This window comes from Microcoleus sp. w2-18bC1 (assembly GCF_036700365.1).
GTDB lineage: Bacteria > Cyanobacteriota > Cyanobacteriia > Cyanobacteriales > Microcoleaceae > Microcoleus.
The window spans coordinates 235,122-247,730 of sequence record NZ_JAUBOS010000001.1 but is presented as its reverse complement, the minus strand read 5'-3'; the positions used below and the strand labels follow the sequence as shown (position 1 = coordinate 247,730).

General features: G+C 44.8%; 14 protein-coding genes. 6 read left to right on the top strand and 8 right to left on the bottom strand.

The window, feature by feature from the left end; genetic code table 11:
• Positions 1 to 310 precede the first annotated feature (310 nt).
• Complete coding sequence (locus tag QT979_RS01005; RefSeq protein ID WP_333210363.1) at positions 311 to 928, top strand: CP12 domain-containing protein; 618 nt, start codon at positions 311 to 313, stop codon at positions 926 to 928.
• A gap of 120 nt (positions 929 to 1,048) precedes the next feature.
• Here the strand turns inward: QT979_RS01005 and QT979_RS01000 are convergent, their stop codons facing one another.
• The 5 genes from QT979_RS01000 to QT979_RS00980 all read right to left on the bottom strand — a co-directional run bounded on the left by QT979_RS01000 (position 1,049) and on the right by QT979_RS00980 (position 5,802).
• Positions 1,049 to 1,435: a VOC family protein gene (locus tag QT979_RS01000; protein ID WP_333210365.1), complete on the bottom strand. Its 387-nt coding sequence runs from the start codon at positions 1,433 to 1,435 to the stop codon at positions 1,049 to 1,051.
• Between the two features lie 149 nt (positions 1,436 to 1,584).
• On the bottom strand, positions 1,585 to 2,256 hold the full coding sequence (locus QT979_RS00995) for an SOS response-associated peptidase (RefSeq protein ID WP_333307659.1): 672 nt from the start codon (positions 2,254 to 2,256) through the stop codon (positions 1,585 to 1,587).
• 105 nt (positions 2,257 to 2,361) lie between these two features.
• Complete coding sequence (uvsE, locus tag QT979_RS00990) at positions 2,362 to 3,306, bottom strand: UV DNA damage repair endonuclease UvsE (RefSeq protein WP_333307656.1); 945 nt, start codon at positions 3,304 to 3,306, stop codon at positions 2,362 to 2,364.
• 340 nt (positions 3,307 to 3,646) lie between these two features.
• Positions 3,647 to 3,853: a hypothetical protein gene (locus QT979_RS00985; protein ID WP_333210369.1), complete on the bottom strand. Its 207-nt coding sequence runs from the start codon at positions 3,851 to 3,853 to the stop codon at positions 3,647 to 3,649.
• Positions 3,854 to 4,149: 296 nt separating this feature from the next.
• Positions 4,150 to 5,802, bottom strand: coding sequence for an AarF/ABC1/UbiB kinase family protein (locus QT979_RS00980; protein ID WP_333210455.1), 1,653 nt, complete (start codon positions 5,800 to 5,802; stop codon positions 4,150 to 4,152).
• 307 nt (positions 5,803 to 6,109) lie between these two features.
• Between QT979_RS00980 and QT979_RS00975 the strand changes: the two genes are divergently transcribed.
• A complete protein-coding gene (locus QT979_RS00975) occupies positions 6,110 to 6,694 on the top strand; it encodes a Uma2 family endonuclease (RefSeq protein WP_333210371.1) in 585 nt (194 codons plus the stop codon).
• A 76-nt stretch (positions 6,695 to 6,770) separates the two neighbouring features.
• Here QT979_RS00975 and QT979_RS00970 read toward each other — a convergent pair whose 3' ends face one another.
• The 3 genes from QT979_RS00970 to QT979_RS00960 form a co-directional block, all read right to left on the bottom strand.
• Positions 6,771 to 7,832, bottom strand: coding sequence for a mannose-1-phosphate guanylyltransferase (locus QT979_RS00970; protein ID WP_333307652.1), 1,062 nt, complete (start codon positions 7,830 to 7,832; stop codon positions 6,771 to 6,773).
• A gap of 145 nt (positions 7,833 to 7,977) precedes the next feature.
• Positions 7,978 to 8,910 (bottom strand): trypsin-like serine protease, encoded by a 933-nt coding sequence (locus QT979_RS00965; protein ID WP_333307650.1) that lies wholly within the window; start codon positions 8,908 to 8,910, stop codon positions 7,978 to 7,980.
• 149 nt (positions 8,911 to 9,059) lie between these two features.
• Positions 9,060 to 9,671: a thylakoid membrane photosystem I accumulation factor gene (locus tag QT979_RS00960; RefSeq protein ID WP_333307647.1), complete on the bottom strand. Its 612-nt coding sequence runs from the start codon at positions 9,669 to 9,671 to the stop codon at positions 9,060 to 9,062.
• 322 nt (positions 9,672 to 9,993) lie between these two features.
• On the opposite strand from QT979_RS00960, the gene QT979_RS00955 reads away from it, so the two are divergent.
• The 4 genes from QT979_RS00955 (at position 9,994) to QT979_RS00940 (ending at position 12,583) form a co-directional block, all read left to right on the top strand.
• Entirely contained in the window at positions 9,994 to 10,896 is a 903-nt protein-coding gene (locus tag QT979_RS00955) for an undecaprenyl-diphosphate phosphatase (RefSeq protein ID WP_333307645.1), read from the top strand.
• Positions 10,897 to 11,612: 716 nt separating this feature from the next.
• Positions 11,613 to 11,816, top strand: a complete 204-nt coding sequence (locus QT979_RS00950; protein WP_333307642.1) for a DUF433 domain-containing protein — start codon at positions 11,613 to 11,615, stop codon at positions 11,814 to 11,816.
• A gap of 242 nt (positions 11,817 to 12,058) precedes the next feature.
• A complete protein-coding gene (locus tag QT979_RS00945; protein WP_333307639.1) occupies positions 12,059 to 12,229 on the top strand; it encodes a hypothetical protein in 171 nt (56 codons plus the stop codon).
• A gap of 15 nt (positions 12,230 to 12,244) precedes the next feature.
• Entirely contained in the window at positions 12,245 to 12,583 is a 339-nt protein-coding gene (locus QT979_RS00940; protein ID WP_333307636.1) for a hypothetical protein, read from the top strand.
• The last annotated feature ends 26 nt before the right edge of the window (positions 12,584 to 12,609 follow it).

The following is a 12,609-nucleotide window of genomic DNA, read 5'->3' as shown; positions in this document are numbered from 1 at the left end:
ACTTCACTCTTGCTCGATCGATTGCACGCGGGCCCCCAGGGAGCGCTAAATCGCGGACTCCAGAGGTTCCGGGGGAGCGAGGGGCTGTTTGAGGCAACTTGTCATTCCGAGTGCTGTTAAAGGTTTTATGATTAGTTTGCGATGCACGATTTCTCAGAAACCTGGTTGCTAACCCGGAATTTATCGTTACTAAACCCAAAATTTTGGTAGAAACCGGGTTTGTGAGGGTAAGTCCTAATGATGATCGCAAATCAAATGGACAGCCCCAAATCGGGACGTAGTAGAGTTTATCAGCAGGAAGGAATAAAAAATGATGATGAAAGCCCAAGATATTATGACCACAGATGTTGTTACTATTCGCGGTTCGGCAACTGTGGCTGAAGCGGTGGCGATGATGAACGATTTGTGTTTGCGCGCTTTAATTGTGGAACGTCGCCACGAACAAGACGCCTACGGGATTGTCACCGAAACGGATATTGTCTATAAAGTAGCAGCTTACGGAGTAGACCCCAAAAAAGTCCGCGTCTTCGAGATTATGACCAAACCGTGCATCACGGTGAATCCAGACTTGGGCGTGGAATACGTGGCTAGGTTGTTCGCGAATACCCGCATCCGCCGGGCGCCGGTGATTAAGGACGAGCTAGTGGGCATTATTTCGGTCACGGATATCTTGACAAAAAGCGATTTTCTTGAGAAGCCGAAGAGTATTTTATTTGACGAACAAATCGAACAGGCGATCGCGGATGCCAGAACTATCTGTGCCGAGAAAGGCGCTACCTCTAGAGAGTGCGCGGTAGCGTGGGATATTGTAGAGGAAATGCAGGCTGAGGCTTCTCACCAGCGATCGATGAAGCTTGAAAAAACGGCTTTTGACGAGTATTGCGAGGAAAATCCCGAGGCGGCTGAAGCGCGGATGTACGACAGCTAATTTAGTCATTAGTCATCAGTCATTAGTTATTAGTTATCAATTCTTATGTATGGATTGATAACTAATAGCTAACGATCGGAAATAGCTTTTTTTAGGCGAACCTCACGAAAAATAAAAATCTTAAGTGTTTGGCTCAGTCATACAAAACACGTTCAGCTTATTCCCATCTAGATCCCGAAAATATCCCACATAAAACCCCGGTAACGTGCCTCTTGACCCCACTGCTCCTTCATCCTTAGCGCCAAGTTCGATCGCTTTGTTATAAACTAAGTTGACTTTTTCTGGACTGTCAACTTGAAGTGCGATCATTACGCCATTACCAACAGTTGCTTCGTTGCCATCAAAGGGTTTTGCAACAGCAAATCCTGGCATCTCTGGAGAAACGCTCCATGCGATAAATCGGTCGAATTCCATGAATCGTTGAGCGCCAATTTCCGCAAGCAAAGTATCATAAAACTTGGCTGCACGTTCAAGATTGTTGGTGCCGACTGTAACGTATCCAATCATATTTTTTGTCCTCTAACTGATGTTAAGATAAAAAAATGTTTGAGCAAATAACAACTGAGTTAAACTGATCCTTAGAAAACCAAAGCTACAACTCAAACATCATTTTACATCATAACTGACACTATCTCGGTGTTGTCCGCTCCCATCATTTATTGCCGATCGCTAATACATTCGGGACTGTCTCTAGTTGGACTGTTGACGATCGCACTTACCGCCTTTGCTTTCATCACTTCGGAAGCATACGGTTTTAACAATGGCAAAACTTCCTGAGCATTTTTAACAGAAGGATCGAGCCACTGTTCCCAATCGCTGTCGGGGATAATCACTGGCATTCGATCGTGCATCGGCTCCACTGTTTCGTTAGCAGCGGTAGTAATTATACAGCAAGATACAATGTTTTCATTTTCTGGAGATTCCCAATTTTCCCACAAACCGGCAAAAGCAAAAGGTTCGCCGTCTACCTTTTGAAAATAGTAAGGCTGTTTGTTCTTTCCCTGCTGTTGCCATTCGTAGAAACCGTCAGCGACTATCAAACATCGCCTGTGCTTGATGGCGCTGCGAAAAGCAGGTTTTTCGGCTACGGTTTCCGATCGCGCGTTAATCATGCGACTGCCTATTTTCATGTCTTTTGCCCAACTTGGAATCAAACCCCAGCGCATAAATTGAAACTCTCGCTGCATTTTTTCTGGTTCAACTGTTACTGTGGCAACTGATTGAGTTGGGGCGATATTGTATCGCGGTTTGATGTCGGGAACTGCCGACAGTTTGAAGAATTCGGCGATGATTTCACCTGAAGTAGTTAAAGTGTATCGTCCGCACATAATTTATAATTGGTATTAACAAAAAGGTAGATTGCGATTTACCGTTGGACCGGGCGGTTTTCGAGATTATTGGTGTTAGGCAAAGATGGTTTGTAAAACCCCACCCTACGAGACATTGCTAAATTGTGGAACATTCCCAGACAACCATTCGGCGCGCAACTTTTCAATCGCTAATTCTTTAAATTTAGCTTCTACTTCAATCCAAGGAGCCTGATAATAGCAATTAGGCATTTCTGTAATTAAATCACTGTGGCGCGGATCGGCAAAAAATTCTCTGCCATTCGATATGTGTACTAATTGCCATTCAGGAACAGACCAAGTTGTGCGGGCTGCTGCGAGCATTTCGGCAACGCTGGGATCGTCGTAAGTTTCTAAATGTTCGTGAATGACGTGGTGGTGGGCGTCAAAAACCATTGGTACGCCGGTATCGAGACAAACTTCTAAAATTTCCGAGGAACTGTAAGCGTATTCGTCATTTTCAAAGGTTAAGCGCGATCGAATTGATTCGGGTAAATCGCGGATGACTGATTTGAGCTGCGAAATGCGATCGCTCTTGCCGCCGTGAATGTTCATCAGTGCCAGGGGCGATCGGGGCTGTCCCAACATATCTAAAATTAAAGCATGAGTGGCGAGAATTTTAATGCTGTTTGCAACGACATCAGGCTTGTCGGAACTGAGGACAACAAATTGATCAGGGTGGAGTACCAAGCGGATGCCCAAAGACAAAGCGCGATCGCCCGTAGTCCGCAATTCCTCAGTCATGGAGTGTAGCACTGCTTCCCCCAAATCTGTATCTGCAAAAGGGAACAGTGCAGAAGTCATGCGATAGAGCTTAATTTGATTAACGGAACAGAAGTCGATCGCTTTGTCAAGGCGCTTTAAGTTGTCTGTATAAAGCTCGAGCAATACAGTTTCTTGTTCAGTTTCCGAAAGCTGTAAAAGTCGTTTCCGCGTGACAGTGCGAAAGCGAACTTCATTGGATGTTGTAATGCAGACTAACCCCAATTCCGGCAATTTGTCTTTTTGAAATAGTTGGTTAATCTCGCTCATTTCTCAATAATTCCTAACTTGAATTTTAGAGGTTAAATAGTTTTGTAGTAAGGACTTTAGTCCTTGGTTATGAAGCTGTGATATCAATTCCGGTTGTATCGGAATGATTAAACCACAGAGGGCACAGAGGACACAGAGAAAGAGAAGAGAGAGATAATAATTCCGATGTCAACGAATTTGATATGAGGTACTACTGAACCTGCCCAAATAGTCCGCCGAAGATTCTAATCCCTGGCGGACTATGGAAGTGCAAGATGTAATTAGTACAAACCTGATTTTTCTCAAACATCTAATCAACCGCGTCGCAGATAGCATATCGATGACAATTTAATCGATATAACTATTGCTGTTCTTCGCCAGACTCAGCCTCTTCGTCGGGTCGCGCGGTGGCAACAGGATTTTCCATTGCTTCGTTATGGAACGGATAACCGGATGTTTCTTGATTTAGCGGGTCAGCGGGTTGGTCTTCAGGGGATGTAATTTGACCGTTAGTGTTGGTATTGGGTTTTGTGGAAGAGCCTTTATGGCTGGCGTGACCGCTGCTCATCTTTTTTTCCTCAATTAGGTTTATGGAACAATTTCTAGCTTAGACTTAGCGGCTGCGGGTGATCGCCTATCTTAAGTCAGAGATGTTGCTTAATAGTTGAGGATGCTATAGCTTTTCTTGGCAACAGTGCGGTAGATAGGAAAACCGCAGATTAAGGCAGATAAACACAGATTAATGCCGATAAATTCAAGATATCTCTGCGAATGGCAATCCGATCGGGAATTGGTCGCCTGTGTACCTCACGAAAATTGAGAAAGGCTATATATCTCATGATTTTCCCTATTTCTCCTTGACAATTAACTCCGCAAACGCCCGGATCGCATAATGCTAATAACTAACCACAAACCCAAAAAACTCGCCGCCCCAAACAAACCCGTGCTCAGAAAAGATAGCTGAGGAGTTTGTGCGTTAGAAGAAATAATTGCAGCCCCCACAATCAGCGAACCCACGACAATACTAAAAGAAAGTCGGTTCGCAGAATCCCCCAGAGTGCGGCGTAGCGGATCGAGTTCTTTTAGTGTCAAGTTCCACTTCAAAGTTTCGGAAGTAACTCGGTCTAAAAGCACTTCCACCTGTCGCGGAGATTGCAAAGATAAGCTTTTGAGATCCAGGGCAGTTCTCAGCAGAGCTTGGATCGGATCATCTCCTAATAACTGACGCCGAAACATATCGGTCATCAGCGGTTTAACCTGCTCTACAATATTAAATCGGGGATTAAAAGAGCGCGCCAGTCCTTCCAAATTAGCTAGAGTTTTTGCATACAAACCGAGATTGCTGGGCAGCCGAATTTTATTTTTGCGGGTGATTTCCAGCACCTCATAAAAAATTTCCGACAAGTTCATTTGCGACAAGCTCACATTGTAATACTTGCGGAGCATTCGAGCTAAATCGTTCTCTAGATTAACTAAACTTGTCGGCTGAGCAAATTCGGCCATTTCTAAAGTTAATTGAGCGCAGCGCTGAGCGTCTAAATCGACAATTGCCAGCAACATTTCTGTCAAATTCTGCTGAGTTCGCGGGTCTAATCGGCCGACCATGCCGCAGTCTAGCAAAGCTATGCGGCCGTCTTTGAGATAAAATAAATTGCCGGGATGCGGGTCTGCGTGAAAGAATCCGTCGATATATAACTGCTGGAAGAAAACGCGGCAAAGTAGCGTTGTAATTTCTTCGCGTTCGGCATTTATATCTCCTTTGTGGCGAATTCCTTGCAAATCGCCTAACAAAATTGGGACTCCGTTCAGCCACTCCATTACTAAGAGTTTTTTTGTAGTCAACTCCCAGTTAATTTCAGGTAGGACAACTTGTGTGGGGTCAAACCATTTACTTTTAGATAAATTGCGGCGCAGTTCGTCTGTGTAGCTGGCTTCTTGAATGAAGTCGAGTTCTGCACGCAGGGCGATCGCAAATTCTTCTGCTAGGGCGACAATATCGTATTGTTGACCGAAGTCTGTGAGCATGACAAGTTCTGCCAAACCTCGGAGCACGGCGATGTCTTGTTCGATGACAATCTCAATACCGGGGCGCTGAACTTTGAGGGCGACTTCGCGACCGTCTTTTAAAGTAGCTTTGTGGGTTTGGGCGATCGAACCTGCAGCGACGGCTTGAGTGTTAAATTTAGCGAAGGTATTTTCGAGAGATTGTGTGAGTTCCTGGCGGACGATTGCTTCTACTTGCGACCACGGTACGGGCGGCACTTCCGCTTGTAGCGTGGAGAGAGTTTCGATGTAGCTGGCGGGTAAAAGGTCGGGACGGGTGCTCAGCAATTGACCCAATTTGACAAATACTGGGCCTAATTCGACGAGGATATTGCGGAGAACTGCTGGAGTCGGGAGACTGGGTGCGTCGGTTTTGCGGCCGGTTAGGAGGCTTTTCATGTAGTCCCAACCGTTGCGGAAGACGACCTCTAGAATTTCTCCTTTGCGAGAAGTGTTTTGAACTAGGCTAAACAAGGGGCCTCCGGGTCGATCGGGTTTAAGGGCTATATAACTACTAGGATAGCGCTGTTGACCGGGCTGACCAGTGTCTTGGGGAATAACTTCGGGGAAATGGTGGGAATGGGCGTGAGAGTTTTGGGGGGTGGGGCGATCGGTCTTTGGCCGTGGCATTAATCCTCATGGTAATATACTGTTAAAGCAGACATGATATTTTTATAATTAAATTTATTTACTTGAAAACTTGAAAACTTGTGTCAAATACTGGAATGAGTAAGTTATTAAATAACCCGATTTTAAATGTGTTTAAAACCGTATAAGAGACATGATTGCCATCCAATTTCCTACCAACTCGATCGAATTATCCATCAACTTAACTGACGAGCAATTTTTTCAGCTTTGTCAGCACAACCGCGATTATCAATTTGAACGTACAGCTTCCGGGGAATTAATTATTATGCCACCGACAGGCAGTGAAACTAGCAGGCGTAATGCCGATTTAACATCTCAACTCCGAGTCTGGAACCATGAAACTAAACTGGGAGTAGTTTTCGACTCTTCTGGAGGCTTTACACTCCCCAATGGTGCAGATCGCTCTCCTGATGCCTCTTGGGTCAAAAAAGAACGCTGGGATGCTTTAACACCGGAACAAAAAGACTGTTTTGCTCCTTTGTGTCCCGATTTTGTTGTTGAGTTGCGTTCTCGGACTGATTCCTTGAAGAAACTTCAAGAGAAAATGCAAGAATATATAGATAACGGTGCTAAATTGGGTTGGTTAATTGACAGGCAAAATCAGCGTGTTGAAATTTATCGCCCCGGTCAAGATGTTGAAATTATCCAAAATCCTCGCACTCTATCAGGGGAAGAGGTACTGCCAGGTTTTGTCTTAGATTTAGCAGAAATTATGTAACATTCCTGGACGCAAAAACTGAATAGCAAAACTGTTGGTAGCGGTAAGGTACGCACTGCGTACCCTACAGAATTAGTTACAATAAATCTTTCAACTTCTCATCTTCTCCCAACACTTTAATCACCTGTTTAATCTCCTGCGTTCTATCTTTTTTCACAATCAAAGTCACATTGCCATCTCTGACAACTACCACATCTTCTAAACCAATGGTGACAATTACTTCGTTCTCATCCGCTGCATAAAAAATGCCACCTTTCGTATCAATTCCGACGTGTTTTGCTAACTCCACATTCGGTTTGTCTCCTTGCAGCAAACGACCGATCGCATTCCAATCTCCCAAATCGTCCCAGCTAAACCCTACGGGCAGAACACAGGCTTTTTGCGTCTTCTCCATCAGTGCGTAATCGATGCTAATTTTGGGTAATTCCGAGTAAGCCTGCGCGCCTTTTGCTTCCAAAGCTGCCATCATTTCCGGTACATGATTTCGCAATTCTGTCAAGACAGTTCCGACTCGAAATACAAAAATTCCACCGTTCCAACTAAACTTGCCGCTGGCTACAAATTCTTCCGCAGTTGTGCGATCGGGCTTTTCCGTAAACCTCGCCACTCGATAAGCCGGAAAACCACCAAAACTTCCAATTTCCTCGCCTTGTTCGATGTAGCCGTAACCAGTCGAAGCATAACTCGGCTTGACTCCCAAAGTGGCGATCGCATCCTGATTTTTCGCCAACTCGGCCGCCGCCTCCAAAGTCTTGACAAACTCCTGTGGTTCCCCAATCCAGTGATCCGCGGGGAAAAAACCAACAACCGCATCCTCACCGTAACGCTTGCCAGTTTCTATAGCAGTCCAGGCCACAGCCGGCGCCGTATCCCGACCCTCCGGTTCCGCCAGCAAATTCTCCGGAGGTAACAGCGGCAACTGTTCGCGAACCCCCGCAGCCAACATTTCCGACGTTACTACCCACAAATCGTCCCAACCGTTACCTAATGTTAATAGTCGATCGGCAGTTGCTTGCAGCAAACTCTTGCCGCTACCGTCGAGACTCAAAAACTGCTTGGGTCGCTGTTTGCGACTCAGTGGCCAGAAACGTTCGCCTTTACCGCCGGCGAGAATTACGGGAATTAAGGTTTTGGTCATGATTTGAAGTTAAACGGTTCTGATCTATTTTGCCTGACACTTGAGGGATTGAAACGATCGTGATATAATTGATAAAACTTATTAATTGTTGGCAGCGTGGCGTTAAGGCGCTAAGCTTTTTATTTAGTAAAAATTTTAAAAATTCCTAGGATGGATTTTGGGTCATTTTGTCAATCCAATTAGCATAAAACGATACCCGCGTGTCGCCGGAAATTTCCCCGAAACTGCCATTGTCCTCAATTTTATCAATATCGGCGATGTTTGTTTTGAAAAATCCCCGATCGCTATAACCCCAAGAACTAATCCCCGCAATCTTGCCCTCGACAAACGAAGGCCCGCCGGAATCTCCGCTAGCCGTAGCGATCTCATTTTTCCCCAAACCTCGATCGCGCAATCTTGGAAAATGCCTCCCCAAAGCATCGTGTTCGCTAGTTCCCGCATCAAAATCAAAGATTAATTGACTTCCCAAAACCAATTCCGACATATCTGATTCTGTAGCATCTTTCAAAACATCAATTAAAGCATCATACCGATTCTGTCCGCTATATCTTTTCGCCTCAGAATTAGAATTTTCATCTTGTCCCTTTGCACCTAAACCTATATACCCGTATCCAACTTTTGTCAATACTTTCCCGACTTCATTTTTGTTTCTATTTATCTCGTACTGTTCGATCCTTGGCGGCGCGATCCTTTTCAGCTTTAAAATAGCAATATCGTTGCCAACTTCCGATTCGTAACCAGTCCAGCCCGGATGGATATAATATTTGCTAACGGGGATGCTAATTTCACCCCTAGGCAATTTAAAAATTGCTTTAATTGCCGTTTCAGCAGAAACCTTAACTCCGCCTTCATTCAGACAGTGGGCCGCCGTGAGAAGGTACAACCCTCCCGTTAGCAGCGAACCAGTACAGGAAGCCGAATCGAGATAGGCGACGCCTGTATATTGATTTAAAGCTAAAGGTTTGCGGGAACTGCTGTCAGGAAAAGCGCTAATTATCGATCGCCCGATTTCTGCTGTTTCTAAAACTAACAACACAGTCAAAACTGCCATTAATAAAACTTTGATTACTGACTGCATTTTTGATATTGAATTGATTTAATCGCTGTTATATCAAATCCGATACTATTGGAATTAATTTTACCCAGAATCAAGACACGGCAGTGCAGTTTCCATACAATTAATCCGGGTATGGGCACGGCAATACCGTGTCCTCTTATTGCAATATTTTACTTCGACAATTCGACGTTGAGTTCGTTCACAACACGGCGTTTGAGGGGGATTGATTTTTCTCTGGGCAGCAAGTCAAATACTTTCCGAAAAGCATCATCTACCTGTTCAAACGGTATTTGTCCTTTCTCATTAAAAACTACTTTCCCCGATTGGTCTAGGATTACGGTTTGAGGTACAAAACCTTCGTAATAATGGCTTGGTTCGGTGATTTCTGGTGACGGTTGCGGAGGCAAAGAGTCAATTGTTATGGGCATAAAATCGGCTTCGCGCCCGTAAAATTCCTGGAGTTGAGAGACGACGATCGCGTATTGCTTGGAGTCGCTGCTGTCGTCAGTGTAAAACACTAACAATACGGGTTTATTTCGTTTGAAAGAATCTGTGAGTTTGACTTTAGGAGGAACTAGGGAACCGTTGCCGGCGTAGAGGGCAAAAATTGTACCGTCATAACGATCGTCGGTGAGAGTTGCCAAGGCTGGTGGGGTGCCGCTTAGCAGTATGAAGCTAAGTGCGATCGCCACCGTTACAAGACTGGCCGACAAGATTCGCCTCAGCCAGCGGATTCCAGAAGCAGCCGTAACAATTGAATTTTTGTTCTCAGGAAATATCATAGGTTGTGGGCAGTTGCTGTAAGGAAACCGAAATCAGATGCAAAAACTTTCCTAAGTTTATCAGCAAAATGTAGGCAAATGTTGTTGAGTAGGTTAAAGTAGTTTCGGCTCGACGATCATAAATTGCTGATAGTGGCGATCGACAAGGCGATTCTACAGGCAGAATATCACTATTTGCGATCGGCTTTTCAGGGGCGGACTGTTCCAGTCCGCGCCACAATAAAATTTATTTGTGGTGGGGTGGGCTTCTAGCTTCCCAGAAGGGTGCAAGATATTAAATTCAACTGATTACTAGAAACTGACAACTGGGAATTTACAACTAATGATAGCTTTGCTTGACGCACTCCTCGCCCAAACGCCGGCTGCTGATGTTTCCGGGCCGGCTCAAATCAATCTGGTGCAGGCCCTTGTTTTAGGAATTGTACAAGGATTAACAGAGTTTTTGCCCATCAGCAGCAGCGCTCATTTAAAGGTAGTGCCGATCGCTCTGGGATGGGGCGATCCCGGAGTTGCTTATACTGCTGTGATTCAGTTGGGCAGCATTGTTGCAGTGCTTTGGTATTTCTGGAAAGACTTGACAAATATAACTGTTGGTGCAGTAGAAGCCTTGGTGCAGCGCAACTACAAATCCCATGAGTTTCAAATGGCGATGGCACTTGTTTTGGGAACAATACCTATAGTCTTTTTTGGGCTGCTAATCAAGGCATTGGTTCCAGATTTTGACAACTCGCCACTTAGGAGTTTGGCCAGCATCGCCATTGCTTCGATCGTGATGTCGCTACTTTTAGCAATAGCAGAAAAAATGGGCAAGCGCAATCGCACTTATGAAAAGTTAACTGTCTTAGACGGTATTTTGATGGGATTAGCTCAAGCAATCGCATTGATTCCAGGGTGTTCGCGATCGGGTTCCACCCTAACAGCAGGATTGTTCATGGGATTGGAAAGACCTGCCGCCGCGCGGTTTTCTTTTTTATTGGGAATTCCGGCAATTACTCTGGCTGGATTAGTGGAATTAAGGGGTGATTTGGGACAAGGAATCAGCGATGCGGGAGTTGCAGCTTTGATAGTAGGAACGATTTCGTCATTTGTGTTTTCTTATTTGTCGATCGCGTGGCTAATGAAGTTCCTGCAAACTCAAAAGACGTGGATATTTGTGTTGTATCGGCTAGCTTTTGGCGTAGCCATTTTAACGGCGATCGCAGGTGGGGCAGTGAAAAATGCCTAGGTTGTTATAATTACAAGGACAGGTAAAAAGCCTGTTCCACAAAACAAGAACAGGTAAGATGCCTGTTCCACAAAAAGTAAATTTTCTTGTGGAACGGGCCGGAGAGCCTGTTCATAAAAAGCTGATTAATAGCTGACAAGCTGTTAGCTTTTAACTCAAAGTGAGCGTCGCCGTGAAGGATGTAGAATGCCCGAATATAGTGAGCGCCAAAATGCCTAATTAGCGCTAATTAGGCTGGTTCCTGCTGCTAGCATTGGTGTAGCGATGTCCTTCTTTATCACTCCCGGAATTGTGGAACAATAGTATCAGATTTTAAACGGCTTCTCCGTTCATAATCCCAGTGCTGATGTATGGAAGAGGATCGCAACAAAAGCAATTATTTCCCGCACGTCTGGGTTGACAAAAGAGCGGTGTTGTGCTGGCAGAAACAACTAAGGAATGAGAATTAAATAACTTACAATGCGTGATGGTTCTTGTGGGATGGGCGTCCCGCCCAACCCCTACTCCCCACAAACTTGTGTAAATTATTTAATTCCCGATCCTCAGCCTGTCAGGAACCCGTCAAAATTTTGAGTTTCATAAATACATATTTTTGATACATCCTCTCACAGCAAAGCTAAATTCACAACCCAGAACTTATCCTGATTGTAAAGGCGATCTACTTTAGCAAACTGCTAAGCTAAAGAGAGAAAACTAACACTGCCATCAATCTCAAAATGCTACTTGTTACTACGGCTGAACCAATTTTGCTGGTGGCTTATGCAAACGGTGTGATTCGCGTTAGCAGAACCCGCGTCACCCTAGATACGATGATTACAGCTTTTCTTGAAGGATGCACAGCAGAAGAAATTAGGGAACAGTATCCGTCTCTCCAACTTTCCGATATTTATTTTGCGCTCAGCTACTACTTGCGACATTAATCCGAAGTTAACGCTTATCTGATGTAACTTCAACGTCTTGTCGCAGAATTTCAGCAGGAAGCAGAAAGGCATTTTAACCCAGTTGGAATACGCGATAGCCTATTAGCAAGACGCGACCAAAAAGGGTAGTATTATATGCTGCGATTCTTGGCAGACGAGAACTTTAACAATCAGATTGTCCGAGGTATTCTGCGGCGGAATCCCGACGTTGATATTGTCCGCGTTCCAGCGATGTAGCAACGATGACCAACTTCGCCTCCGAACGAATGCAAGCAGGTCTTGAGATGCCAGGGTTATTTGAAGTAAGTCGTCGTGTTTCCGTAGGTTTGGCGATCGAGGAAATTTTGGTAATAGCTGAGTGCAGTCTGGAAGGAGAATGGGAAGCGCAAGTACGATTTTTACCTTTACGCTAACGAGCTTAGCAAACTATGTCAATACCGAAAAAAGGAACAAGAAAAATAATTGTTGATGAGGAGGCTTTCATCTGGCTAATCCGAAGACAAGCTACTTATACACAATCATGCTTCGCTGGCGGAAATATTCATGTTGGTGTCGAACACGCTGAAAAACAGGGTTCGGTGTTAGTTATCCTCACCGATCGACCTCATCCTCAATGTTTGGTGGATATTAACGAAGTGAAACCAGTAACACCCTCTGATGTAGCACAATGGATAAGGCAAGCAGTGCAACTTGGATGGCAGCCTCAGCTACCTGGAATAACTTTTGAGGTGCGGATTGCAGGAGGACGTGCAGAAAAAATATATTAGAGCGGGGAGTGTCGATCGGCTATGCT